This is a genomic window from Streptomyces sp. NPDC001480 (genome assembly GCF_042894725.1).
GTDB lineage: Bacteria > Actinomycetota > Actinomycetes > Streptomycetales > Streptomycetaceae > Streptomyces.
Genome location: NZ_JBIAVX010000012.1, coordinates 41,284 through 65,886, shown reverse-complemented (window position 1 = coordinate 65,886; position 24,603 = coordinate 41,284). Strand labels below are relative to the sequence as shown.

At 72.8% G+C, this 24,603-nt stretch carries 21 protein-coding genes; 9 read left to right on the top strand and 12 right to left on the bottom strand.

Features of this window, described 5'->3' with window-relative positions; all coding sequences use genetic code 11:
* On the bottom strand, nt 1–1,179 hold the full coding sequence (locus tag ACFY01_RS28685; RefSeq protein WP_390738637.1) for a PucR family transcriptional regulator: 1,179 nt from the start codon (nt 1,177–1,179) through the stop codon (nt 1–3).
* Between the two features lie 150 nt (nt 1,180–1,329).
* Between ACFY01_RS28685 and ACFY01_RS28680 the strand changes: the two genes are divergently transcribed.
* On the top strand, nt 1,330–2,817 hold the full coding sequence (locus ACFY01_RS28680) for a long-chain fatty acid--CoA ligase (protein ID WP_390738636.1): 1,488 nt from the start codon (nt 1,330–1,332) through the stop codon (nt 2,815–2,817).
* Nucleotides 2,818–2,843: 26 nt separating this feature from the next.
* Here ACFY01_RS28680 and ACFY01_RS28675 read toward each other — a convergent pair whose 3' ends face one another.
* Nucleotides 2,844–3,929: a substrate-binding domain-containing protein gene (locus tag ACFY01_RS28675; RefSeq protein ID WP_390738635.1), complete on the bottom strand. Its 1,086-nt coding sequence runs from the start codon at nt 3,927–3,929 to the stop codon at nt 2,844–2,846.
* On the bottom strand, nt 3,926–6,445 hold the full coding sequence (locus tag ACFY01_RS28670; RefSeq protein ID WP_390738634.1) for a SpoIIE family protein phosphatase: 2,520 nt from the start codon (nt 6,443–6,445) through the stop codon (nt 3,926–3,928). Before ACFY01_RS28670 ends, ACFY01_RS28675 begins: the two co-directional genes overlap by 4 nt.
* 254 nt (nt 6,446–6,699) lie before the next feature.
* On the opposite strand from ACFY01_RS28670, the gene ACFY01_RS28665 reads away from it, so the two are divergent.
* Nucleotides 6,700–7,788, top strand: a complete 1,089-nt coding sequence (locus tag ACFY01_RS28665; RefSeq protein ID WP_390738633.1) for a substrate-binding domain-containing protein — start codon at nt 6,700–6,702, stop codon at nt 7,786–7,788.
* 36 nt (nt 7,789–7,824) lie between these two features.
* Nucleotides 7,825–9,087, top strand: coding sequence for a sugar ABC transporter permease (locus ACFY01_RS28660; protein WP_390738632.1), 1,263 nt, complete (start codon nt 7,825–7,827; stop codon nt 9,085–9,087).
* Between the two features lie 36 nt (nt 9,088–9,123).
* On the opposite strand, the gene ACFY01_RS28655 is transcribed toward ACFY01_RS28660, so the two are convergent.
* The gene (locus ACFY01_RS28655) at nt 9,124–10,710 is read right to left on the bottom strand and encodes a serine/threonine-protein kinase (RefSeq protein WP_390738631.1); all 1,587 of its coding nucleotides are present in this window, start codon (nt 10,708–10,710) and stop codon (nt 9,124–9,126) included.
* A gap of 103 nt (nt 10,711–10,813) precedes the next feature.
* The gene (locus tag ACFY01_RS28650) at nt 10,814–11,266 is read right to left on the bottom strand and encodes an ATP-binding protein (protein ID WP_390738630.1); all 453 of its coding nucleotides are present in this window, start codon (nt 11,264–11,266) and stop codon (nt 10,814–10,816) included.
* A 165-nt stretch (nt 11,267–11,431) separates the two neighbouring features.
* Between ACFY01_RS28650 and ACFY01_RS28645 the strand changes: the two genes are divergently transcribed.
* From ACFY01_RS28645 to grpE, 5 genes are all read left to right on the top strand, one after another.
* Complete coding sequence (locus ACFY01_RS28645; protein WP_390738629.1) at nt 11,432–11,797, top strand: STAS domain-containing protein; 366 nt, start codon at nt 11,432–11,434, stop codon at nt 11,795–11,797.
* Nucleotides 11,798–11,852: 55 nt separating this feature from the next.
* The gene (locus ACFY01_RS28640; RefSeq protein WP_390738628.1) at nt 11,853–12,143 is read left to right on the top strand and encodes a zinc-ribbon domain-containing protein; all 291 of its coding nucleotides are present in this window, start codon (nt 11,853–11,855) and stop codon (nt 12,141–12,143) included.
* A 121-nt stretch (nt 12,144–12,264) separates the two neighbouring features.
* Nucleotides 12,265–13,182, top strand: coding sequence for a UTP--glucose-1-phosphate uridylyltransferase (locus ACFY01_RS28635; RefSeq protein WP_390738627.1), 918 nt, complete (start codon nt 12,265–12,267; stop codon nt 13,180–13,182).
* Between the two features lie 122 nt (nt 13,183–13,304).
* On the top strand, nt 13,305–15,221 hold the full coding sequence (gene dnaK / locus ACFY01_RS28630; RefSeq protein WP_390738626.1) for a molecular chaperone DnaK: 1,917 nt from the start codon (nt 13,305–13,307) through the stop codon (nt 15,219–15,221).
* 1 nt (nt 15,222) lies between these two features.
* Entirely contained in the window at nt 15,223–15,732 is a 510-nt protein-coding gene (gene grpE, locus ACFY01_RS28625; RefSeq protein WP_390738625.1) for a nucleotide exchange factor GrpE, read from the top strand.
* Here grpE and ACFY01_RS28620 read toward each other — a convergent pair.
* A complete protein-coding gene (locus ACFY01_RS28620; protein WP_390738624.1) occupies nt 15,719–16,447 on the bottom strand; it encodes a TIGR03943 family putative permease subunit in 729 nt (242 codons plus the stop codon). The genes grpE and ACFY01_RS28620 overlap by 14 nt on opposite strands.
* Entirely contained in the window at nt 16,444–17,436 is a 993-nt protein-coding gene (locus tag ACFY01_RS28615; protein ID WP_390738623.1) for a permease, read from the bottom strand. Before ACFY01_RS28615 ends, ACFY01_RS28620 begins: the two co-directional genes overlap by 4 nt.
* Nucleotides 17,437–17,580: 144 nt before the next feature.
* Between ACFY01_RS28615 and ACFY01_RS28610 the strand changes: the two genes are divergently transcribed.
* Nucleotides 17,581–19,941 carry a helix-turn-helix domain-containing protein gene (locus ACFY01_RS28610; protein ID WP_390738622.1) on the top strand — a complete coding sequence of 787 codons (2,361 nt, stop codon included), beginning with the start codon at nt 17,581–17,583 and terminating at the stop codon, nt 19,939–19,941.
* Here the strand turns inward: ACFY01_RS28610 and ACFY01_RS28605 are convergent.
* From ACFY01_RS28605 to ACFY01_RS28585, 5 genes are all read right to left on the bottom strand, one after another.
* Entirely contained in the window at nt 19,829–20,821 is a 993-nt protein-coding gene (locus ACFY01_RS28605; protein ID WP_390738621.1) for a helix-turn-helix domain-containing protein, read from the bottom strand. The genes ACFY01_RS28610 and ACFY01_RS28605 overlap by 113 nt on opposite strands.
* Before the next feature lie 99 nt (nt 20,822–20,920).
* The gene (locus tag ACFY01_RS28600) at nt 20,921–22,195 is read right to left on the bottom strand and encodes a hypothetical protein (protein WP_390738620.1); all 1,275 of its coding nucleotides are present in this window, start codon (nt 22,193–22,195) and stop codon (nt 20,921–20,923) included.
* Complete coding sequence (locus ACFY01_RS28595; protein ID WP_390738619.1) at nt 22,192–23,436, bottom strand: glycosyltransferase; 1,245 nt, start codon at nt 23,434–23,436, stop codon at nt 22,192–22,194. The genes ACFY01_RS28600 and ACFY01_RS28595 overlap by 4 nt, the downstream gene beginning before the upstream one ends.
* A 130-nt stretch (nt 23,437–23,566) precedes the next feature.
* Nucleotides 23,567–24,082, bottom strand: coding sequence for a hypothetical protein (locus ACFY01_RS28590; RefSeq protein WP_390738618.1), 516 nt, complete (start codon nt 24,080–24,082; stop codon nt 23,567–23,569).
* A gap of 9 nt (nt 24,083–24,091) precedes the next feature.
* Entirely contained in the window at nt 24,092–24,598 is a 507-nt protein-coding gene (locus ACFY01_RS28585; RefSeq protein WP_390738617.1) for a SigE family RNA polymerase sigma factor, read from the bottom strand.
* Between the last annotated feature and the right edge of the window lie 5 nt (nt 24,599–24,603).

The window sequence follows — 24,603 nt, the reverse complement described above, 5'->3', positions numbered from 1 at the left end:
TCATGCCGTCACATGGCCGACCGGACGGGTGACCGCGAGGAGTGCGGCACGGAAGTCCGCCGCCGTCCGCGGGTCGGCGAGGGCGCGCCCGGTCAGCTCCTCGACGCGGCGCAGCCGGTAGCGGACGGTGTTGGGGTGCACGAAGAGGCTGTCGGCCGCGCCGGCCGCGGAGCCGGCCGCGGCGAACCAGTGCTCCAGGGTTTCCAGGAGACGGGCGCGTTCCGGGGCGGGCAGGCCGAGGACGGGTCCCAGGGCGACCGTCACCAGGTGGGCCGCTTCCGCCGGGGCGGCGGCGATCACCATGGCGAGCGGGTCGTCGTCGAACCGTGCGACACCCGGTCCGCTGCCCGGGAGGCCGGCCAGGGCCAGCCGGGCGAAGCGCAGCGCCTGTGGGGTGTCGCGCAGGGAGTCGAAGCCGGGGCTGAGGCCCACGCGGGCGTGCGCGCGGCGCAGGAGGCGCACGGCGGTGTTCTCCGCGGCCGGCGTGACCAGGGCGACCAGGCCGATCTGCTGGTCGGGCAGCAACCGCCAGGCGGACGGCAGACCGGCCTGCCGCAGGGCCGCCTCCGTCCCGGCCAGGGGCTCCGTGCCCGGCGCCGCGGATTCGGCGGCGACGACCGCGTACGGTCCGCGCTCGGGCAGGCCCAGCTCGCGGGCGGCCTCCCACAGGGTCGTCCGGTCGGCGATGGCGCCCGTGAGGAGCGCTTCCACCAGCGCCGAGCGCCGGGCCTGGCGTTGCAGGGACAGTTCGGCGGTGGTCTCCCGGTGGGCCTCCGCCACCGCCTCGGCGTAGCGGCCGAACAGCGCCCAGATCTGGGCGGACCCGGCCACCAGCTCGGTGTCGGAGACCTCCGGATGGGCGCGGGCCTCCTCCAGGATCCGCGACCACAGGAACTCGAAGCCGATCCGGTAGGCGTGCAGGGTGTCGGCGAGCGGCATGCCGTACTCGGCGCGGATGCGTCCGGTCTCCCGGGCCGGGCCGGGGTCCGGGGCCTCGGCGGGATGGAAGTGCCTGAGGACGAGGTCGGCGTTGGCGGTGCACGAGCGGCGCAGGGAGTCGAAGGGGATGAGCGTCTCGTCCTGGTAGGCCTCGACGTCCGAGCGGATGCGCTCCGCGAGCCGTTCGCCGAGTTCGTCAAGCCGGGCGTGGATCGCCGCGACCACGCCCGAGAAGTCCATCGCCGCAGTCTAGCGGCGTGTGTTTGTTCCCCGGAACAACCGGGGGCGGGTGACGCTGTCGGTCCTCCCATAGGTCGCCGCGGCCGGCGCCAGCACCATGTCGTGAACGTGAACGGCGGATTTCGACGGTGACATGCGTGGAGGCGGGTCATGCCCAATCTGGCGGAGTTCCTGGTACGGACGGCGGCGCGGCAGCCGGAGCGCCCCGCGCTGCGGCTGGGGACACAGGTCACCACCTACGCCGAGCTGGACGAGCGCACCGCCCGCGCCGCCGCGCTGCTGCGGGCCGAGGGGGTGCGGCCGGGCGACCGGGTGGCGCTGATGCTGCCGAACGTCCCCGAGTTCGTCGTGCTGTACTACGGCGTGCTGCGGGCCGGGGCGATCGTCGTACCGATGAACCCGCTGCTGAAGACGCGCGAGACCGAGTTCCACCTGAGGGACTCCGGGGCCGTACTGCTGTTCGAATGGCATCAGGCCCCCGGCGAGGGTGCCCAGGGGGCGGCCGCCGCCGGGGTGCCGCACCTCTCCGTGGAGCCCGCCGCCTTCGCCGCGCTGCTGGCCGGGCACGAGCCGCTGACCGAGGTGACGGACACGGCCGGTGACGACGTGGCCGTCCTGCTCTACACCTCCGGCACCACCGGGCGGCCCAAGGGCGCCGCGCTCACCCATGCCGGGCTGCGGCACAACACCGAGGTCAACACCGTCCATGTGCAGCGCATGACGCCGCAGGACGTGGTGGTCGGCTGTCTTCCGCTGTTCCACATCTTCGGTCAGGTCTGCGCCATGAGCGTGACCGTGCACAGCGGCGCCTCGCTCACCCTCGTCCCCCGCTTCGATGCGGGGACCGTCCTGGAGGCCATCGCCCGGGACCGGGCCACGGTGTTCGAAGGGGTGCCGACGATGTACGCGGCGTTGTTGCAGCATCCGGGGGAGGCGGACGTGTCGACGCTGCGCACCTGCGTCTCCGGCGGTGCCTCGCTGCCGGTGGAGGTGCTGCACGGGTTCGAGCGGCGCTTCGGCTGCATGGTGCTGGAGGGTTTCGGCATGTCCGAGACGAGCCCGGTGGTCTCCTTCAACCACTCCGACCGGCCGCGCAAGCCGGGGTCGGTCGGCACGCCGATCCGGGACGTGGAGGTCCGGCTGCTGGACGACCGGGGCGAGGAGGTGGCTCAGGGGGAGATCGGTGAACTGGCCGTGCGCGGCCCGAACCTCATGAAGGGCTACTGGAACCTGCCCGAGGAGACCGCGGCCGCCATGCCCGACGGCTGGCTGCGCAGCGGGGACCTCGCCCGGCAGGACGAGGACGGTTACCTGTACATCGTCGACCGCAAGAAGGACATGATCATCCGCGGTGGCTACAACGTCTACCCCCGCGAGATCGAGGAGGTGCTGCACGAGCACCCCGCGGTCGCGCTGGCGGCCGTGGTGGGCGTGCCGCACGAGCGGCTCGGCGAGGAGATCGCCGCCGCGGTCGTGCTGCGGCCGACCGCCCGGGCCACCCCCGGGGAACTCCAGCAGTTCGTCAAGGACCGGGTGGCGGCGTACAAGTACCCGCGCGCGGTGTGGCTCGTGGACGCGCTGCCGACCGGACCCAGCGGCAAGATCCTCAAGCGGGAGATCAGCGCGCCGGCGGGATGAGCTCGCCGGCGGGATGAGCGGCGGGCTCAGGGGAGCAGTCCGGCCTTGTCGCAGGCGGGCCGCAGCTGCCGGGTGCAGATCTGCTCGACGGTGTAGACGCGGTCCTTGACGAGCATCCGGTCGATGTCGCGGGCCGTCACGGCCCTCGGGGTGAGCAGGACGGCCGGGATGCCCCGGGTGGTGGGGCTGTCCGCGGTCGTCGTGGCGACGTCCCGCGGATCCCCGCCGCGTCCCAGGGTGACGGCCATGGCGGCGGCCGCGGCCGCCTCCGCCTTGAAGGGTTTGTACACCGTCATGTACTGCTCGCCCTTGACGATGCGCCGCACGGCGTCGAGTTCGGCGTCCTGGCCGGTGACGGGGGGAAGGCTGCGGACCCGGGCGCCCTTGAGGGCGGAGATGACGCCCGCGGCCATGGCGTCGTTGGCGGCCAGGACGCCGCCGATCCGGTCCGGGCCCAGGGCCGCGATGGCGGCGGCCATGTTGGCGTGGGCGTTCTCCGTGCTCCAGCCGGGGGTGTCGTACGACCTGCCGATCCGCACCTTGCCCTCGAGGACGGACAGCGCGCCCCGCCTGTACCACGCGGCGTTGGGGCTGACCGGGTCGCCGTTCATCATGACGACGCTCCCGCGCCGCGCGTGGTCGCCCATGGCGCTCAGGAGTGCCTCGCCCTGGAGCCTGCCGACCTGCGCGCCGTCGAAACTGACATAGCCCGAGACCGGGCCCTCGGCGAGCCGGTCGTAGGCGACGACGTGCACACCCGCCCTGCGTGCCTCCTGGACCGAGGAGCGGACCGCCCTGGTGTCGGCGGCGTCGACGATCAGGACCCTGGCCCCCTTGGTGATCATGGAGATCATCTGCTGGCTCTGCCGTGTGGCGTCGTTCTCGGCGTTGGCGTACGTCACGGAACAGCCGGGGCACAGGCTCTTCACCCGCTTCTCGATCAGCGGCTTGTCGTAGCGCTCCCAGCGGGGCAGTTCCCGGCTCGGGAGCAGCAGGCCGACGGTGAAGCGGCGGTCGCCGCCCGCCTCGTCGTCGCGGCCGCAGGCGGCCAGGGGCATCGCCACGAGCCCGGCGACGAGCGCCGCGACCACCTGCCGCGTCCGGGCCCTCATGACCAGCCCCCTCGGTCCGTGCCGGGCGCCGGGCCCGCGCCGGCCGGTTCGCGCCCCGGCACGTGGAGTTCGCTCCACACCTGCTTGCCGTGGGCCACCGGCATCGTGCCGAAGGCCTCCGACATGGCCTCGACCAGGAGCAGCCCCCGGCCGCCGGTCGACTCCCAGTCCACGATGACCGGTTTGGCGGGCGCGCGCGGGGACGAGTCGCTGACGCAGACCCGCACCCGGTCCCCGCGCAGGATCAGGTCGACGCGGACCGGCCCCTGGGTGTGCACCAGGGCGTTGGTGACGAGTTCGGAGACGACCAGCAGCACCGCGTCGGCGACGTCCTCGACCTTCCAGCGGCGCAGGGTGCGCGCGGTGAAGCGCCGGGCGTGCATGACCGCGTCGGGCAGCCGCCACACCGCCCATCCGGCGCGTATCGGCCGGGTCTTCATGCCGTCGTAGCGCAGCAGCAGCAGCGCCACGTCGTCCTCACGCCGGCCCGCGTCGCCCAGCAGCTGGTCGGCGACCCGCCCCGGATCCGACGGATCGGCCGCGGCGAGCGCGGTGCGCGTCCGGTGCATGCCCTCGTCCAGGGGCAGGTCGGTGGCCTCGACCAGACCGTCGGTGACCAGGGCGAGCATCGTGCCGGGGGCGAGCGCGACCGAGGTCATGGGGAACTCCGCGTCCGCCGAGATGCCCAGCGGGAGCGCGCCCTCGACCTGCACCTCCTCGGTGCTGCCGTCGGGATGGCGGATCAGCGGTGCGAGGTGTCCGGCCCGGACGAACAGGGTGTTGCCCTCCTCCATGTCCAGTTCGGCGTAGCAGCAGGTGGCGAAGAGGTCGGTCTCCATGCCGACGAGGAGCCGGTTGGCGTGCGAGACGACCACGTCGGGCGGGTGTCCCTCCACCGCGTACGCCCTAACCGCGGTACGCATCTGACCCATGATCGTGGCGGCTCCGGCGCTGTGCCCCTGCACGTCGCCGATGACCAGCGCCACCCGGTCCTCGGAGAGGGCGATGACGTCGTACCAGTCGCCGCCCACCTCCAACCCCCGCCGGGCGGGCAGGTAGCGGGCGACGGCCGTTCCGCCGGGCAGTTCGGGCAGGCGCCGGGGCAGCAGGCTGCGCTGGAGCATCGTCGCGAGCTCCTGTTCGGCGTCGTGCGCGTGCGCGCGTTTGAGGGCCTGCCCGACAAGCGCCGCTGTGGCGGTCAGCAGGGACCGCTCCTCGGGGACGAACTCGTGCGACGCGTCCCAGCCGATCAGGCACACACCGGCGGCCCGGCCCCTGGCGGGCAGCGGCAGGACGGCCAGTCCGCCGGGGCCGATCCCGGCGAGTCCGGGTTCGACAGCCGTACCGGCCGGACACAGACCTATCCGTCCCTCCCGCAGGACCGTCTGAAGGGTGGGCAGGGCGCTGACCGGAGTGTCGGGCCAGTCGGGACGCCACGCCTCTGGCCAGGCCACGGCCTGCGGGGGATCCAGCACGGTGACCGTGAGCCGGTCGTCCTGCAACTCGGCGAGCGCCACCCGGTCGGCGCACAGCGGCTCACGCAGTGCGGTGACCACCACCCGGCTGACATCGGGGACGCTCGCGGCGTCGTCGAGTGCCGCGGTCAGCCACTGGATCCGGGAGACGTCGTCGGTGCTGCGGGGCAGGACCGAGGTCGCCGTCACCACTCCCAGCACCTGGTCCGGCCGGACGTCGGTGCTGGCCGCCACCCGGCAGATCAGGCTCAGCCAGCGCATCTCGCCGGTGGGACGCCGGACCCGGAACTCCAGCTCCCGGCGTCCGACCGCCTGGGCCGAGGGTTCCAGAACCGACATGAGCGCGTGCATGTCCTCGGGGAGGGCGTGGGCGAGCAAGGTGTCCGCCTTGCCGTCGAAGCCCTCCGGGGTGATGCCGACCAGGTCGAGGAGGGTCTCGTCCGCCTCGATCAGACCCGTGTCCGGCACCAGGACAAAGGAGCCGACGCGCAGGCTGCGCAGGGCGGGGTCCAGCAACCGCGGCGGCGCCTGTTCGCCGGTCCGGGCATGCAGCTGGCCGGCGACCGCGTCGGCGTAGCGTTCCAGGAAGCGCTGCTGCTCGGGTTCAAAGCCGGCCACGCCGGCGCTCACGACGACGAGGCAGCCCAGCCTCCTGTCCCCCGTCCCCAGGGGCAGCGCGCCGAGCGAGACCTCTCCCGGCGGCGGCGCGGGGCCGCCCTCGGAGAAGCCGGCCAGTGCCGCGGGAGTCAGCCACAGCGGGCGGCCGGTGCGCAGGGCGTGTGCCGCGGGTGAACCACCGGACAAGGTCAGTCGCTCGGGGAGCCGGTAAGCGGAACCTGCGGATCCGGCGACTTCGACCAGCCGGAGCTCCTGCCCGGAGTCGGGGGCGTAGACCGCGGCCAGCGCCGCTCCGGCGAACGTCAGAGCGCGCGCGCTCGCGGCGGCCTCCGGCACCGGATGCGGTGAGCCGGTGTCCGCGAGGCCGGCATCATACGCCCGCAGGCGCGCGACCGCGGCCCGCGCACCGCCGTCATGAGGCATGTCCGCAACCCACCTCCCGTGCGGGCCGGGGCACCGGCAGGCTGAGATCCGGGCACCCCGTACCAGAATCGCATATGTGAGCTAACCGGACAGATCGGGTATATGCCATGGGTTCGCAGATCACCGAGGCCGGTGCCACACTGACCGTGTGGTCGTCGTGGCTGTGACACGCGACCCGCACGGCCCGGCCGACTCGCAGACGATCTGCGTGCCGCGAAGCGCGCGCCCCGGTCTCCCTCGGGAAGGTCCCCGGCATGAAGGCCTTCATCTGGAACGCGGCCAGGATCACGGCCGCGGCCTGCGTGGCCGTCACTCTCGCGGCCTGCGGGCCGGGGGCCGGGAACGACCCCGGCAGGGGGAACGCGCGGACGATCGGCATCCTGCTGCCGGACGCCACCACGGCCCGTTGGGAGACACAGGACAGCCCCCTGCTCGAGAAGAAGATCAAGGAGCTGTGTGCCGACTGCAAGGTCGAGCACGTCAACGCCAAGGGTGATGTGGCCCTCCAGCAGGAACAGATGGACTCGTTGATCACCAGGGGGGTCGACGCCATCGTCCTGGTGGCCGTGGACGCCCGGTCGATGGGCGCCACCGTCGCGAAGGCCCATGCGGCGGGCATCCCCGTCATCGCCTACGACCGCCTCGCCGAGGGCCCGATCTCGGGCTACGTCTCCTTCGACGGCCACGAGATCGGCAGGCTCCAGGGCAGGGCACTGCTCAGGGCGATGGGCGACCGGGTGCCCGGCGGCCGGATCGTGATGATGAACGGCGATCCCAGCGACCCCAACGCGGTGTCGTTCCAGCAGGGCGCATTGTCCGTGCTCAACGGGAAGGTGAAGATCGCCAAGGCCTACGACACCCACGAGTGGCGGCCGGAGACGGCGCACATGAACATGAACGGCGCCATCTCCGCCGTCGGCGCCGGCAACATCGACGGGGTCTACGCCGCCAACGACGGCCTCGCCGCCGGCAGCATCTCCGCGCTGAAGGCGAACAAGGTCAGCCCGCTGCCCCCCGTCACCGGGCAGGACGCCGAACTCGCGGCCGTACGGCGCATCGTCGCCGGCGACCAGTACATGACGGTGTACAAGCCCTTCGGCCCCGAGGCCTCCGCCGGCGGCGCGATGGCCGTGGCCGCGGCCCGCGGTGACGGCCTCGGCAAGGTCACCAAGGGCAAGGTGCGGACGAGCGACGGGAAGTTTGTCCCGGCCGTGATGCTCACCCCGGTCTCCGTGACCGCCGCCGACATCAAGAACACCCTGGTCAAGGACGGCATGTACACGGTCCGGCAGATCTGCATCCCCAGGCTCCGCGCCGACTGCGAAAAGGCCGGGGTGATCTGACCGGCCGGCTCCCGACCAGGCGGAAGAGACGACGACATGGTGGACAACACGCGGGAGGAATCCGCCGAGGCCGTCACCGGCGGGCGGCGGCCGCACCCCGGGCGCGCCGTGGCCCGCGCGGCACGGGATGCGGCCACCGCCTTCCGGCACAGGCTGCGCGCCGGTGAACTCGCCCAGTTCCCCGTCGTCCTCGTCCTCGCCGTGGTGTGGATCGCGTTCCAGAGCCTCGACCAGAACTTCCTCTCCCCCCGGAACCTGTCCAACCTCAGCGTGGACATCGTGGGTACGGGGCTGATCGCGGTCGGCATCGTCTTCGTACTGCTGCTCGGTGAACTCGATCTGTCGGTCGGCACGATCAGCGGTCTCGCGGCGGCGGTCTTCGCCGTGCTGAACGTCGACAACGGCGTGCCGGAATGGCTCGCCCTGGTCCTCGCGGTGCTCACGGGCACCGCGGCGGGAACCGTCCAGGGCTTCTCCTTCGCGAAGACCCGGGTACCGGCGTTCGTCGTCACCCTCGCGGGGCTGCTGACGTGGAACGGCCTCATGCTCTCCATCCTCGGCACGAGCGGCACCGTCAACCTCGACGGGAACGGGCTCGTCGCCCGGCTGACCGGCTACTACTTCACCGACCACGCCGCCGCCTACGGGCTGGCGGCACTCGCCACGGGCCTGGTGTTCCTGGTGTCCCACCTGGACCGCCGACGCCGCAGGGCGGTCGGCATGCCGTACCGCTCGCGCCGGGAGATCGCGGCACGTACGGCCGGGCTCGCCGTGGTCTCGTTCACTGCCGCGTATGTGCTCAACCGGTTCCAGGGACTGCCGCTGGCTCTGCTGATCTTCCTCGTGGTGGTGGCGGGCCTCGACATCGTGCTCCGGCGCACGCACCACGGACGGCAGGTCTACGCGGTCGGCGGCAACGTCGAGGCGGCCCGGCGCGCCAGCCTGAGCGTGACGCGGGTGCAGACCGCGGTGCTCGCCGTCTCGGGCACCATGGCCGCGGTCGGCGGGCTGTTCATGGCCTCGCGCATCACCTCGGTGAGTCAGAGTTCGGGCTCGGGACCGCTGCTGCTCAACGCCATCGCGGCGGCCGTCATCGGTGGCACCAGCCTGTTCGGGGGCCGTGGTACGACCTGGAACGCGGTGCTGGGCATCCTGGTCATCCAGTCGATCGCGTCGGGCATGGCGCTCACCGACACACCCACCGCCGTCCAGCTCGTGATCACGGGTGGGGTCCTGTTCGCCGCCGTGGTCGTCGACTCCCTGTCGCGGCGCTCGCAGGAGGCACACGGACGGGCCTGACCCCGGGGCGGTACACCTGTCGCGGGACGCGTCCGGTCATCGGGCGCGGGTCAGCCGGGACGGTGCGCCGGTCGTCTGGCTTCCCTCGTCGCCGAGGGCGAGCGTGCCGGCGACCGTCATGGTGAGGGTGTAGACATTGCCCTTGACGCAGGTCACGCTCGCCGAGGTGTCCGTCGGGGCGCTCGAGGCCGCCTCGAAGACCATCGTCGTACGGTGCGTCTCCCGCAGCAGCAGCGTCTCGGTGCAGCCGACGTCCCGGCCCGTTCCGGCCTCGATGACGTGACTGGTCTGGCTGCCCACCAGCTCGCCCCGGGCCGCCGCGTGCAGGGTGACCGAGACGGAGACGCGGGTGGTGCGGACGTTGACGACACCGTCGGCGGACCGGTCACCGGGACCGGTGCCCTTCCAGGTGCCGACCCAGGAAGCGGGCAGGGTGTCCGCCGCCCCGGCAGTCGACGGCGAGGGTGAGGGTGCGGACTTCTTGTCGTCCTCGCCCCCCAGGATCTGGGGGAGCACGACCGCCGCGGTGGTGACGACCGCGGCCACCGCCACCGCGCCCGCCAGCACCGCGGCCCTCGGGCCGCGCCGCGAGCGCTCCGGCACGGGCCCGGGGCCCCGGGCGGGCGGGAAGCCCGGGGCCGGCGGGACGGCGGGAGTGGCGTATCCGCTCGGCGGCCCGAACCCGGGCGGATGCGGCGGGGCGGGCGGGGCCAAGACCGCCGGCCGTTCCAGCACCGCTCGCAACTCCTCCTCACGGGAAGCGAGTTCGGCCTCCAGCCCGGGCGGCAGGGCGGCGGCCCAGCCGTCGGGGGGAGCGCCGAGGCGCTCCAGCAGCGCGTCGGCGGTGGGGCGTGCCTCAGGTGTCTTGTGCAGACAGGCGGTGAGCAGCGGCAGAAGGGACGCGGGCACGCCGTCGAGCACGGGTTCCTCGTGCACGACCCGGTACAGCAGCCGCGGCACCGAGGGCTCCTCCCCCGGGCGCAGGAAGGGGCCGTGCCCGGTGGCCGCGTACGCCAGGACCGCCGCCAGGCAGAAGACGTCCCCGGGCTCGGCCGCGCCCCCTCCCACCGCCTGTTCGGGCGCCATGTAGCCCGGTGAGCCCACGACACCGCCGGTCCGGGTGTGCCGGGTGTCGTCGGCCGCGCGGGCGATCCCGAAGTCGATGAGCAGCGGATGGCGGCGGCCCAGCAGTATGTTGGACGGCTTGACGTCCCGGTGGGCCAGGCCCGCCCGGTGCACCGCCCGCAGTGCTTCGGCGAGTTCGGCCGCGAGGGCCCGTACGGCGGCTTCGGGCAGCGGGCCGTGCCGCTCGACCCAGTCGGCGAGGGAGGGGGCGGGCACGTACTCCGTGGCCAGCCACTGGGGCCGCTGTCCCGGCGGACTGTGGTCGACCACGGTCACCGTCCACGGGGAGCGCACCCGGTCGCTGCTGGCCACCTCCCTGGCGAACCGCTCCTCGAAGCCCGGCTCGAGGCCGAGCTCCGCGCGCACGGTCTTCAGTGCCAGCGGGCGGCCGGACGGAGTGCGGGAGAGGTAGACCTGTCCCATGCCTCCCGCACCGAGCCGGGCGAGCAGCGGGTACCCGCCGACGGCCGGCGGATCCGTGGGCTCCGGACTCCTCATGAAACGCTCCCCCTCCGCCCCACACCTCGCATGGGCTTATATCACGGAGGGTGCCGCGCACCGGCGGGCGGAGGGGACCGCCCGGGATCGCCAACCGGTCTCGTCAGCCGGGTTCGTCGAGCAGGGCGATGCGGGCGGTGATCCGCTTGCCGACCGGTTCCCGCTGCACCTCGAAGCCCTGGGCGACGGCCATGACGATCTCCAGCCCGTGCTGGCCGACCCGCCCCGGGTCGGCGGCCCGCGCCACCGGCAGCACCGGGTCACTGTCCCACACCTGCACCTCCACCAGGTCCCCGGTGATGCGCAGCTCCAGCAGCAGCGGGCCGGGAGCGTACTTGCGGGCGTTGGTCACCAGCTCACTGACCACCAACTGGGTCAGGTCCACGGCGCGGGCGGACACCGGCAGCCCGTACTCGCCCTGGACACGGGCGAGGAAGCCGGCCGCACGGTGGCGGGCCTCCGCGATGCAACTGCCGTCGTCGTCAAGGGCGACGATCTCCTGCAGGTCGGCGTCTCTCACGCCTTCACCGCCAGGGGCCGACTCCACTGGATCCATAGCTGTTCCCCCGTTCACGCGCGTGCGTCTACCCGGAGGGGCACGTCATATGCCTCGCAGGACGGAGCGGGGCCGGACGGAGGTATGTCCGCGTGGCATCGGGGCAGGCTACCGACGCAAGCACCGGACCCAGCGGACACCCGCGAGCAGGTTGGTGAGGAGACTGTGACAGACACCCATGACGCGGCACGGTCCGGCCGGCCCGCGATCGGTCACTCGACCGTCGACGGCATCCGTGTCGTCACCCTCAGCGGCGAGATCGACCACACCGTCCGCGACCGTCTCGGCCAGGCCCTGCTGCCGCCGGCCGACGCCGGGCGCCCGCGTACCGTCATCGACCTCAGCGGTGTGACCTTCATGGACTCCAGCGGCATCAACGCCCTGATCAACGCCCATCACGCCGCCGAGGACACCGACGGCTGGCTGCGCCTGGCCGGCCCCCGGGAACCCGTCCTGCGCATCATGCGCATGGTCGGCATCGACCTTCTCATCCCCTGCTACCCGGACCTGCGGCAGGCCCTGGACAAGTGACCGTCGCTCCCGCCGGTACTGTACGGACAGCATCGACCCGGGAAGGACCAACGACGTGATCATCTTTGGCACCAGGGGATACCTGTACCAGCTCGCGATACTGACGCTGGTGTGCGGCCGTTGCGGCAATCCCGCCGCGCACACGCTCCGCAAGCGCGTCACGAAGTTCACGCTGTTCTTCGTGCCGCTGTTCCCCATCTCCACGAAGTACGCCACGCAGTGCACCTTCTGCGGTGCGGAGTCGAAGCTGGCCAAGGAGCAGGCGGAGCAGCTCCAGGCGCAGGCCGCGGGCGCGCACGCCGGTCAGCAGTACGGGCAGCCGCAGCAGCAGCCGTACCAGTCCTGAGCGGTCACCGGCCGCGCCCGGCCGGAGCCTTGGGCGGGGCCGGGCGACGGGGACATGCGTTGATAGCGTCGGGGTGTGCCGTGCCGCCCGGCACGGTGGCCGTCCGAGCGAGAGAGATCCGATGTCCCCGACGATCCGCAGGGCCGTGATTCCCGCCGCCGGACTCGGCTCCCGGCTGCTGCCCCTGACCAAGGCCACCCCGAAGGAGATGCTCCCGGTCGGCGACAAGCCGGTCATCGAGCACACGGTGCGCGAGCTCGTGGACTCCGGCATCACCGACATCACCATCGTCGTCTCCGGCGGCAAGTCGCTGATCCAGGACCACTTCCGGCCGAACCCCGCGCTCGTCGACCAGCTGCGGGCCGACGGCAAGACGGCCTACGCGGACGCCGTGGAGGAGGTCGGCGAGCTGGCCCACCGGGGCCACATCACCTACCTCGACCAGCACGGCCCGTACGGCAACGGCACTCCGGTGCTGAACGCCGCCCGCAACATCGGGGACGAACCCGTGCTGGTGCTCTGGCCGGACGACGTGTTCGTGGCCGAAGTGCCCCGGGCCCAGCAGCTGATCCGCGCCTACGAGCAGACCGGCTGCCCGGTGCTGGCCCTGATGCCGATGGACCCGGGCGACTCCCAGCGGTACGGCGTCCCCCTGGTCAAGGAGGACCTCGGCGACGGCACGCTGCGCATCACGGGCCTGGTCGAGAAGCCGCGGCCCGCCGACGCGCCCTCCTCGTACGCGGCCATCGGCGGCTACGTCATCACCCCCGGCATCATCGACGAGCTGCGCGAGCAGACCCGCCGCTGGTACGAGCACCGGACCGGCGAGGTCTATCTGACCGACGCCATCAACGCCTACGCCGCCACCCGGGCGGTGTACGGACAGGTCATCCAGGGGCGCTGGTACGACACCGGCAACCCGGCCGACTACCTGGTCGCCCAGATGGCCTTCGCCCTCGCCCACCCCCGGTACGCGCCCCTCCTGCGCGGCCTGGTCGGCGACCTCGACGGGGCGTCCGGGACGGGCCAGGGCGCCTAGTCCGGACCCGAACTCCCTGCTCGTGGCGCGTCGCCGAGGCGGCGGGAGAGCCGAAGCGGCGGGAGAATGGGGGCAGCGCACCCCTGCGCCAAGCGGCGAGCGGCTGGAGGAGGGCGACCCAGATGGCGCGTCCGGTCGGTATTGATCTCGGTACGACGAACTCGGTGGTCTCGGTCCTCGAGGGCGGCGAGCCCACCGTCATCACCAACACGGAAGGCGCGCGGACCACCCCGTCGGTCGTCGCCTTCGCCAAGAACGGCGAGGTGCTGGTCGGCGAGGTCGCCAAGCGGCAGGCCGTGACCAACGTGGAGCGCACCGCCCGCTCCGTGAAGCGGCACATGGGTGACCACGGCTGGCGGTTCCCGGAACACGGCGACAGCATCGACGGCAAGCGGTACACGGCGCAGGAGATCTCCGCGCGCGTGCTGCAGAAGCTGAAGCGGGACGCGGAGACGTATCTGGGCGAGGACGTCACCGACGCCGTGATCACCGTGCCCGCCTACTTCGACGACGCCCAGCGGCAGGCCACCAAGGAGGCGGGCGAGATCGCCGGCCTGAACGTCCTCAGGATCATCAACGAGCCGACGGCGGCGGCGCTGGCGTACGGGCTGGACAAGGAGAACGACCAGACGGTGCTCGTCTTCGACCTCGGCGGCGGCACCTTCGACGTCTCCCTGCTGGAGATGGGCGAGGGCGTCATCGAGGTGAAGGCCACCAACGGCGACACGCACCTGGGCGGCGACGACTGGGACCAGCGGGTCGTCGACCATTTGGTCCAGCAGTTCAAGAACAACTACGGCGTGGACCTGAGCAAGGACAAGATGGCCGTGCAGCGGCTGCGGGAGGCCGCCGAGAAGGCCAAGATCGAGCTGTCCAGCTCCTCGGAGACCACCATCAACCTCCCGTACGTCACGGCGTCCGCCGAGGGCCCGCTGCACCTGGAGGAGAAGCTCACCCGCGCCCAGTTCCAGCAGCTGACGAGTGAGCTGCTGGAGCGCTGCAAGGGGCCGTTCCACAACGCGATCAAGGACGCCGGCATCAAGGTGTCCGGCATCGACCACGTCGTCATGGTGGGCGGTTCGACCCGTATGCCCGCCGTGACGGAGCTGGTGCGGGAGCTGACCGGCAAGGACCCGCACAAGGGCGTCAACCCGGACGAGGTCGTCGCCATCGGCGCGTCCCTCCAGGCCGGTGTGCTCAAGGGTGAGGTCAAGGACATCCTGCTGCTGGACGTCACCCCGCTGTCCCTGGGCATCGAGACCAAGGGCGGCATCATGACCAGGCTGATCGAGCGGAACACGACCATCCCGACCCGGCGTTCGGAGATCTTCACCACTGCCGAGGACAACCAGCCCTCGGTGACCGTGCAGGTGTACCAGGGCGAGCGGGAGATCGCCGCGTACAACAAGAAGCTCGGCATGTTCGAGCTGACCGGTCTGCCGCCGGCGCCACGCGGCGTACCGCAGATCGAGGTCGCCTTCGACATCGACGCCAACGGCATCATGCACGTCTCCGCCAAGGACCTCGGTACGGGCAGGGAACAGAAGATGACGGTCACCGGCGGCTCCGCGCTGCCGCGCGACGACATCGACCGCATGGTCCGTGAGGCGGAGCAGCACGCCGAGGAGGACCGCGGGCGGCGCGAAGCGGCCGAGACGCGCAACCAGGCCGAACAACTCGTCTACCAGACGGAGAAACTCCTCCGGGAGGACGCGGACGGACCTGCCAAGGTGCCGGGCGAGGTGCGCGACGAGGTCGAGGGCGCGCTCGCCGATCTGAAGGAGAAGCTCAAGGGCGAGGACTCGACGGCCGTCCGGGAGTCCCTCGACCGGGCGGCGCAGGCCGCGCAGAAGATCGGCACCGCGATGTACGAGCAGTCGCGCGCCGAGCAGGCGGCGTCGGGCGCGGCGTCCGGGCAGTCCGGGCAGTCCGGCTCCTCCGGAACGGACGGAGCCTCCGGGGCGTCCGGAGCGGACGAGGACGTGGTGGACGCCGAGATCGTCGACGACCAGGGCGAGAAGGACGACAGGGCGGGCTGAGATGGACCGGAGCCGGCCGCGGGGCACGGCGGAACTCGAGAACCTGCTCCAGGAGCGCACCGCCGATCTCCAGCGGATCAAGGCCGAGTACGACAACTACCGCAAGCGGGTGCGGCGGGACCGTCTGGCCGTGCGGCAGATCGCGGTCGCCAACGTGCTCACCGGCCTGCTGCCGGTGCTGGACGCCGTGGACCGCGCCGTGGCGCACGAGCCGCTGACACCGGCCCTGAAGGACATCGCCGACACGCTGGCCAGCCAGGCCGGCGCCCTGGGGCTGGTGGCGTTCGGTGAGGTGGGCGACGAGTTCGACCCGACCCGCCACGAGGCCTTGACCCACCACGTCCGCGGGGACGCCGACCGCCTGGTCTGCACGGCGGTGCTCCGCCCCGGCTACCGGCTCGGCGACCAGTTGCTGCGCCCCGCCCACGTGGAGGTGACGGGCCCGCCCCCGGCACGGCCGACGGGCGCGAACCCGCCGTGGCCGGCCCACCCGCACCTCAGGAGGGCGTGAGCGGGAGGTCGTCCGTGTAGGCGTTGACCGGCTGGGGGACGCGCTGGACGCGGTGCGCGTCGAGGGCCGCGGGCGCGGACCCGGTGCCCAGCGTTCCGTGGGGGTGCCAGGTGCCGGTGACGGCCACCCACGTGTTGGCGGGCAGCGCGGGAGCGCCGTACACCCGCACCTTGACCGACTGGGAATCGGCCGCGCAGCAGGTGAAGATGATCCGGGTCAGGTACCAGCCGCCGCCCTGTCCGGCCGGGGTGACGAAGCCGGTCATACGGACGCTGCGGCCCCTGATGTCCTGCCGCGGGTCCTGCCGCACCCGGGTGGTGAAGTCCGTGAGGGTCATGGGCAGCGGGGACGGGGTGTCCGGCAGCGGGTCGAACCGTTTCCCGGCCCGCACGGGGCTGCCGTCGGCCCGCGACGCGGTGTACGCGCCGAGGGCGGGCGGGGCGAAGAGGAGGAGGCTGAGGGCGGGCAGGAACAGCAGCCAGGCGATCCGGGGCGCGGCGGAGTGGTCGTGGCCGTGCGCGTGCCCGTGGTCCCGGCCCTCCTCGCGGGCCGCCGCGCCGGCCACTCCCGCCAGCAGGAGCAGCGCGCCCGACGCGATCAGCGGCAGGCGCAGTCCCTCCTTGACGTAGCGCAGGTAGAGGTCGGTGAAGAGGGCGGCGCGCAGCAGGCCGAGGCCGGTGAGGACCAGCAGGAGCGCCTGCACGGTGCGTTTCACAGCAGCGCGCCTGAGGTCAGGACGCTCGCGGCCACGGCCACCACCATGGTGGCCGCGCAGAAGCGGAGCGCGAAGGCCCGCCCGAAGGTGCCGATCTGAAGCGCGATCAGTTTCAGGTCGACCATCGGGCCGACCACGAGGAAGGCGAGCCGGGCGGTCGGTGAGAAGCCGCTGAGCGATGCCGCGACGAAGGCGTCGGCCTCCGAGCAGACGGCGAGCAGGACGGCGAGTGCGGCGAGGAAGAGCACCGACAGCCAGGGCGAGCCGGTGAAGGTGTCGAGGACGGAGCGCGGTACGGCGACGTTGAAGGTGGCGGCGGCCATGGCCCCGAGGACCAGATAGCCGCCCGCGTGCAGGAAGTCGTGCTGGAAGCCGAGGCGGAACTCCGTCCAGCGGCTGCGGCCGGGGTGGTGGCCGCCGTGCCGGACCGTGGGCCGCAGCCACTCCTCGCGCCCCAGCCAGAGCCACAGCCAGCCCATCACGACGGCGGTGGCGAGGGAGGCGAGCAGCCGGGCCAGGACCATGGCGGGGTTGCCGGGGAAGGCGACCGCGGTGGCCGTCAGCACGATCGGGTTGATTGCGGGCGCCGAGAGGAGGAAGGCGAAGGCGGCGGCCGGGGTGACGCCGCGCCGGATCAGGCTGCCCGCGACCGGTACGGAGGCGCATTCGCAGCCCGGCAGGACGACGCCTGCGGCACCGGCCACCGGGACGGCGAGCGCGGGGTGTGCCGGCAGCACCCTGGTGAACAGGTCGGCCGGTACGAAGGCGTTGATGGCGCCGGAGAGGGCCGTGCCCAGCAGGAGGAAGGGCAGGGCCTGCACGGTGATGGCGAGGCACACCGTGCGCCAGGCCGCCACGGCCGGGTGGCCGAGCCACTGGGTGTCCCCCAGCGCCGGGACCGCCGCGAGGCCCACGACGGTCGCGAGGGCGACGGCGTACGGCCACGAGGTGGTCCGGCGTGCGGGAACGCCGGGCGTCGGGGCCGCCATCCCGCCCCTCACATCAACCAGTTCATCCGTTTTTGCCATTTTTACTCCGGATGTCGGATGTCGTGCCGAAGATAAGCCCGCGTCACCGCCTTCGCCCGCCGCACACGCCGCGGCACACGAATGGCCCCGCATAGACTGGGCGCCGTGAGTGGGGAGCACGGGGGAGCGCGCGGCGGGGGGACGCCGTTCGGCCGGATGCTGCGGGAGCTGCGGCTGAGCCGCCGGCTGACGATCGAGGAACTCGCCGAGGCGTCGGGCGTCTCCGGGCGGGCCATCGGGGACATGGAGCGGGGCCGGAGTCTGCGGCCGCATCCCGGGACCGTCACCGCGCTCGCCCAGGGCCTCCGGCTGGACGAGGCGGCCCGTGCCGACCTGCTGACCGCTCTTCGCGCCACCCGTCCGGGGCCGAAGGCTCCCGCCCCCGCGAAGGCGGCGCAGTACCCGCTGCCCAGAGGCGTCCCGGACTTCGTGGGCAGGCAGTCGGAGCTGTCCGCCCTGCGCGCCCTCGCCCGGCGGGCGGCCGACGACGCCGGGCCCGAGCGGCCCGGCCCGGCTGCGCCGCCGGTGGCGGTGGTGTTCGGCCCGCCCGGCAGCGGCAAGACCACACTGGCGGTGCGGCTGGCCAAGGAGTCGGCGCCCTCGTTTCCGGATGGAACGTTCCTGCTGGACATGCGGGGTCTCGACGCGCAGCCGCTCCTCGCGGAGCAGGCCGTGCCGCGTCTGCTGGCCGCGTGGGGGGTCGGGGACGGCGAGCTGGCGGGGCTCGGCGCCGAGGAGCGGATGGCGCGCTACTACGCGATCACGGCCGGGCTGCGCGCGGTGCTGGTCCTGGACAATGCCGGGAGCGAGGCCCAGATCAGGCCGCTGCTGCCGCGCGAGGGGCACCTGCTCGTCGTGGTGACCAGCCGCCGCACGCTCGCCGGTCTGGAGGGAGTGCGGCGCCTGGAGCTCGGCGCGCTGGACCCGCGGGAGTCCGCCGCCCTGCTGCGCGCGGTCGTGGGCGCCGACCGCGTCGACGCCGAGCCGGCCGCCGCGCACGTGGTCACCGAGTTGTGCGGGCACCTCCCCCTGGCGCTGCGGGTGGCCGCCAACTGGGCCGCCACCCGCACGAACTGGAGCCTGGGACGGCTCGCCGACCGGCTGGCCGACGAGGACCGCAGACTGGACGCGCTCAGCGCCGGTGATCTGCGGGTCAACTCCGCCTTCGCGCTGTCCTATTCACGTCTCGCGCCCGAGGCCGCCCGGATGTTCCGGCTGCTGTCGCTGGTGCCGGGAGGGGATTTCGGCGTGCCGGTGGCGGCCGCGCTCACGGCCGCCCCGCCGACCGCCGCCGAGGACCTCCTGGAGGAACTGCTGGAGGCGGGACTGCTGATGACCTCCCGTGACGACCGCTACCGCTTCCACGACCTGCTGCGCCTGTACGCCGGGGCCCGCCACCGCGCCGAGGACGGCGCGCGGGAGTCCGCGGCCGCGCGAGCCCGCCTGCGTGCCTGGCTGCTGGACACCGCCGTCCTCGCCGGCCGCTGGTACGAGCCCGGCTACGGTGCTCCGCCGCCGGATCCCGGCCGCCTGGTCGCGCTGGACGACCGTGACCAGGCGCTGCGCTGGATCAAGGCGGAGAGCGACAACTGGCTCGCGGCGTTCCGGGAGGCCGCCGGCGCCGGCGAGCACGCCGTGGTCACCGAGGTCGCCGAGGCGATGCACTGGTTCTCGGACCACTGGGTGTCCTGGGACCGGTGGACCGAGATCTACGAACGCGCCGCCGAGGCCGGGGCGTCACTGGGGGACGCCGCGCTGGAGGCCACCCACCGCAACTACCTCGCCTGGGCCTACTGGGCCTGTGAACGCCGCCATGCGGAAGCGGTCGCGGCGGCCAGACGCGCGCTCGGCCTCGCCGGGGGGTGCGGGGACATCAGCCAGCAAGGGCATGCGCACGCCTACCTCGGCTGGCTGCAGAACGCGGTCGGTGACCTCTCGTCCGCCGCCGACAACTGCCACCGCGCCCAGGAGCTGTTCGCCCGGGCCGACAACATCAACGGGTACCTCCAGGCCGCCAATCTGAGCATCACGCTCCTTCAGAAGACCGGGCGCGCGCCGGAAGCCATCGCGGCCTACCGGAAGGTCATGGACGCCCTCGCCGATCCCCGCAATCGCGACCGTGTGCCGTCCAACGTCCGGCACGTCACCGGACTGATCGCCAGGTACCACGTGTCGTTCGTCCATCTCGACCAGGAGCACTGGCAGGACGCGGCCGAGGTTCTGCGTTCCATCCACGGGCAGCTCGACATCCTCGGCCACCACCGGCAGGCGGGCCGGGTCCGCCTCCACCTGGCCAAGGCACTCGCCCACCTCGGTGAGGGCGCCGAGGCCGCCGCCGAGTACCGCACCGTGCTCACGATGGCGGACCGCCTCCCGGACGATCTGCTGGATCAGGCACGTACGGCCCTGGACTCCCTTGCCATTCCCGAGGACTCATCCCGTACGCCGAGCGGAACGCCCGGCTGAAGTGGCTGGGGCTGACGAAGCCCCAGCGCCGGGCGATGCCGGCCACGCCGATCTCCTGGGCCGTGGGCCGCAGCAGGTCGCGGCGGCAGCGCTCCAGTCGCTGCGTCCGGATCCAGCCGGCCACCGTGGCGCCGTCCAGTTCGAACAGCTTGTGCAGCCGGCGGACCGACATGAAGTGCGCCGCGGCGATCGTGGCCGGCGACAGACCGGGGTCGGCGAGGTGGCGCATGATGTGGTCCTTCACCCGCACCAGGGTGGCAGCGGCGGTCTGAGGGGCTCGGGCCCGGCCGCGGCGCTCGTCGATGAGCAGGGCCAGCAGGTCCAGCCCGGTGGTGGCGACACGCCCGCGGACGGTGTCGTCGAAGCCCGCCGCCTCGCGCGCCATGCGGGTGAAGTAGGTGGCCACCAGCGCGGCACTCCCCGTGTCCCCGGTGAAGGCGGTCGCCGTCATCTCGCGCAGGTCGTCGTCCCGGACATGAAGCTCCTGGCGGGGGAAGTGGAAGGCGACGAAGGAGAACTCCTCCTCCAGTTTCTTCCGGAACGGGCGGGAGGAGTCCGAGAGGGAGAAGTCGCCCGGCCGCATCAGGGACTCCCGCCCGTCCTGCTCCTTCACCGCGGTACCCCGCTGCTGGATGCTGAGGGTGAGGTACTCGCGCCCGTCCCGGGCGATGAGCCGCCGGCTCCGCGTCACCGCCTGCGGGCCCGCCCGCACATGGGCGACCTGCACGGCGCCGAGCCGCTCGCTGACGATCGTGCCGGGCGAGGGCTCCTTCTCCAGAAGGGCGACGTCGAGCGGTATGAAGGTGCGGGACACGACGTCGTGCCAGCACTCCTCCCGTTCGGAGGCGGCCAGCGGCGCCGTGGTCAGCGTCTTGGACACGGCACCATGTCATCACCGCGGTGCGCGGCGGTCCAGGAAGAATCGGAGGAAGAATCGCGCGGCCGTGGAGGCCGGGGAACCCCTGGGTACGGGGGGCCGTTACGGGACCCCCGCTTCGAAGAGCACGTACCCCGCGTACGAGCCCGAAGCCACCGCGGCGATGCCGAGCACCGTGCACAGCAGGGGCAGCCGCAGCCGGCGCAAGGCGAGGGCGACGGGGATGAAGAGCGGGAAGGCGGGGAGCAGATAGCGGGAGACGTTGCCGAAGATCTGCTGGCTGCCCAGCACCAGGGCGAAGGTGAGGAGCGTGTAGACGGTCAGGACGGCCGGGGGGCGCAGCTGGATCAGCAGCGGGATCAGGATCAGGCCCAGCAGCACGACGCCCACGCCGATGGTGTCCTCGAAGGGGAACGCGAAGAGGTAGTCGAAGTGGCCCACCGCGACGGAGGTGAAGACGTCGAGGGTCTGCTTCCCGTAGTCGAAGGTGTGCGCCCAGGCTCCCTTCTGGAGGGCGAAGTAGCCGCCGTAGTCGCCCATCCGGTGGCCGACCCACAGCAGGTAGCCGACGAGCCCGAGCGGGGCGATCAGCACCGCGGTCAGCGGGCGCGCGACACCGTCCTCGCGCCGCCGGAGGGAGAACAGCGCGGCCACGGCGAGGCCCGCGATGAGCGCGGCGGCGGTGGGGCGGTTCAGGCCGGCCAGGAAGGTGAGGATGCCGGCGGTGAGCCATCGGCGGGTCATCACGGCGTGGCAGGCCCAGACGGCTAGCGCGACGTAGAGGGACTCCGAGTAGCCCGACCACTCCAGGCCGGAGCCCGGCCACACGGCCCACAGTCCGGCCGCGGCCAGCCCGGCGCGTCTGCCGCCGAAGCGGGCGGCGACGGCGTAGATGCCGAGGGCGGCCACGAACGAGGCGACGACGGAGACCAGCATGCCGGAGCCGTACAGGCCGAGGCCGGTGCACTCGGAGACCACCTTCATCGCCGCGGGGTAGAGCGGGAAGAACGCCGCCGAGTTGCCCTCGAGGGTGATCAGCCCGGTCGCCCCGGGTACGTGGACGAGCGCGGGGTGGTAGCCGTGGGCGGCGATCTGCTGGTACCACCAGCCGTCCCAGCTGGCCAGGACGTCCCAGGCGTGGGCACCGCCGCCGAAGCGCGGGTACTTCTTCCGGAAGTCCCCGGAGGAGTCCAGCAGATACATGAAGACCAGGAAGCCGATGAGCTTCAGCACGCCGTACAGCGCGAGCACGGGGCCGTGGTGACGGACCGTACGGCGCAGTGGTGAGCCGTGGTCCCGGTCGGACTCGTCGGCGTGGTCCGCGGGTTCGGGTTCCTCGGTGTCGGGACCGGTGGTCGGCGCGATGGTGTGGTTCATGCGGCCGTACCCTCCGTGCCACGGCGACGGGCGGGGAACACCCAGGCCCTGAAGAGCAGGAACCGCAACAGGGTCGCCGCCAGGTTGGCGGCGACGAGCACGGCCACCTCCGTACGGCGCCCGGCAGCCGGGGCCACCTGGTGGAGCACGGCGAGCGCGCCGCTGGTGAGCGCCAGGCCGATCGCGAACACCATGAGGCCCTTGGCCTGGTGCCGCATCGCGCCGCCGCGGCCGCGCAGCCCGAAGGTGAGCCGCCGGTTGGCGGCCGTGTTGGCGACCGCGCAGATCAGCAGGGCCAGCGCGTTGGCGGCCTGCGGCCCCGTCGCGGGACGCAACAGGGCGTACAGGAGCACGTATCCGACGGTGCTCACGGCTCCCACCGCGGCGAACCGCAGCAGTTGGCCGGCCAGCCCGGGGCCGCCCGGCGGGTCGCCGTCGGCGCCTCGGCGCAGTCCGGCCATCGGAAGGGTGCCGCGGGCCAGTGCCCGGCCGATCCTGGCGATGCCGCGCAGATCGGCCAGCGCCGTGGCGAGGATGTCGACCCGGCTGTCGGGATCGTCCACCCAGTCGACCGGCACCTCGTGTATGCGCAGCCCCGCGCGTTCGGCGATCACCAGCAGCTCGGTGTCGAAGAACCAGCCCGAGTCCTTCACCAGGGGCAGCAGCCGCTCGGCGACGTCGCGCCGCACCGCCTTGAACCCGCACTGCGCGTCGGAGAACCCGACGGCGAGGGTGGAACGCAACAGGGCGTTGTAGCAGCGGGAGATGACCTCCCGCTTGGGGCCGCGCACCACCCGTGAACCGCGTGCCAGGCGCGTACCGATGGCGATGTCGGAGTGCCCGGAGATCAGCGGGGCGACCAGGGGGAACAGTGCCGTCAGATCGGTCGACAGGTCCACGTCCAGGTAGGCGAGCACCGGCGCCGGTGAGGCCGACCACGCGGCCCGCAGCGCCCGGCCCCGGCCCTTCTCGGCCAGTCGCAGCCACTGGGCCTCGGGCAGCTCGGCGGCCAGCCGGGCCGCGATCCTCGGGGTCTCATCGGTGCTGGCGTTGTCCGCGACGGTGATCCGGAACGGGTACGGGAAGGTCTCCCGCAGGTGGGCGTGGAGTCGCCGCACGCTCGGTTCCAGGTCCCGTTCCTCGTTGAACACCGGGACGACCACGTCCAGGACGGGCTCCCGCTGGTCCACCGGCACCGGTGTGCGCAGGGGCAGTCGGTCCGGGGCGAGGGGGTCCGTCACGGCTATCGGGCCTATGTTTGTCAAGACGTATCCAGGTTCGGGCCTGCCGCAAGGTGTGCTGGGTGACGCGGCAGCGCTGCGGTCAGGGTCACGGAGATGGGTGGTCGCAGAGCCTTGGTGGGTCCTCTCCCTATCCGGGGTCCGCCGAGGCCGCCGACATCGACGGTTCGACGGTCGACGCGGTGTGCGAAGGTGCGGCCGGTGGGCTCGGCGTCCCCGAGGTGGAGGGCTCCGAAGTGGTGGGCGCGGCCGGGGGCGGGGACGGCGTGTCCGAACTCACGGTGGCGGACGGCGCGTCGGGGGGTACGGAGGTTTCCTCGGCGGGTCCGGTCGGGAGCACGGTGACGGTCCCGCTCGGGGAGTCCTCCGGTGTCGGGGACGGCGCCGGGCTCGGGGAGACCGGGCTGATCGCGGGCCGCGGCAGGGGAGCCTGCGGCCTGTTCTCGACGCGGTCGTGGGGCAGCAGGAACAGGCCGACCCCGAGTCCGGCGACGGCCAGGGCGCAGCCGACGGCCCTCTGTGCCAGGCGGGTACGCCGGCGGGCGCGCACCCCGGACCGCAGACGCAGCTGGTGTCCGGCCTCGAAGGGGGTGTGCTCCTGGGTGTCGCGCATCATGCGCGCGAGCTCCCGCTCGAAGTGATCCATGAACTCCCCTTAACCCACCGGCTCGATGACATCGGCCAGGATCCGGCGCAGCCGTGCCACGCCGCGCGACGCATGGGACCGAGCGGTGCCGACCGGGCAGCCCAGCACCTCCGCGACCTGTTTCTCCGGCAGGTCCTGGTAGTAGCGCAGCACCACCGCGGCCCGCTGCTTCGGCGGCAGTTGGGCGAGGGCCGCCTCCAGTCTCGAGCGCTCGGCCACGGAGGCGGACACGTCGTCCGCCTCCGCCCGGTCCGGCAGTTGCTCGACCGGTCGCTCCCCCCACCAGCGCCGCCGCGCCGAACGGGCCGCCGCGCGCGCCAGAATCCTGCGCACGTACGCCTCCGGCGCCTCGTCCGCGATCCTGGGCCAGACGAACCAGAGCTTGACCAGCGCCTCCTGGAGCAGGTCCTCGGCCCGGTGCCGGTCGCCTCCCACGAGGAGCCGCGAGAGGTGGAACAACGCCGACCAACGGGCTGCCACGAACCCGTCGAACCCATCGGCCCGGCCCTGCTCCATCCGCA

Coding starts and splice junctions, on each gene's coding strand:
- ACFY01_RS28650 (WP_390738630.1), bottom strand. CDS start 11,266: ATGGATCCAGTGGAGTCGGCCCCTGGCGGTGAAGGCGTGAGAGACGCC.
- ACFY01_RS28585 (WP_390738617.1), bottom strand. CDS start 24,598: ATGGAGCAGGGCCGGGCCGATGGGTTCGACGGGTTCGTGGCAGCCCGT.
- ACFY01_RS28680 (WP_390738636.1), top strand. CDS start 1,330: ATGCCCAATCTGGCGGAGTTCCTGGTACGGACGGCGGCGCGGCAGCCG.
- ACFY01_RS28665 (WP_390738633.1), top strand. CDS start 6,700: ATGAAGGCCTTCATCTGGAACGCGGCCAGGATCACGGCCGCGGCCTGC.
- ACFY01_RS28590 (WP_390738618.1), bottom strand. CDS start 24,082: ATGGATCACTTCGAGCGGGAGCTCGCGCGCATGATGCGCGACACCCAG.
- ACFY01_RS28685 (WP_390738637.1), bottom strand. CDS start 1,179: ATGGACTTCTCGGGCGTGGTCGCGGCGATCCACGCCCGGCTTGACGAA.
- ACFY01_RS28660 (WP_390738632.1), top strand. CDS start 7,825: ATGGTGGACAACACGCGGGAGGAATCCGCCGAGGCCGTCACCGGCGGG.
- ACFY01_RS28675 (WP_390738635.1), bottom strand. CDS start 3,929: ATGAGGGCCCGGACGCGGCAGGTGGTCGCGGCGCTCGTCGCCGGGCTC.
- ACFY01_RS28670 (WP_390738634.1), bottom strand. CDS start 6,445: ATGCCTCATGACGGCGGTGCGCGGGCCGCGGTCGCGCGCCTGCGGGCG.
- dnaK (WP_390738626.1), top strand. CDS start 13,305: ATGGCGCGTCCGGTCGGTATTGATCTCGGTACGACGAACTCGGTGGTC.
- ACFY01_RS28600 (WP_390738620.1), bottom strand. CDS start 22,195: ATGAACCACACCATCGCGCCGACCACCGGTCCCGACACCGAGGAACCC.
- ACFY01_RS28615 (WP_390738623.1), bottom strand. CDS start 17,436: ATGGCGGCCCCGACGCCCGGCGTTCCCGCACGCCGGACCACCTCGTGG.
- grpE (WP_390738625.1), top strand. CDS start 15,223: ATGGACCGGAGCCGGCCGCGGGGCACGGCGGAACTCGAGAACCTGCTC.
- ACFY01_RS28655 (WP_390738631.1), bottom strand. CDS start 10,710: ATGAGGAGTCCGGAGCCCACGGATCCGCCGGCCGTCGGCGGGTACCCG.
- ACFY01_RS28635 (WP_390738627.1), top strand. CDS start 12,265: ATGTCCCCGACGATCCGCAGGGCCGTGATTCCCGCCGCCGGACTCGGC.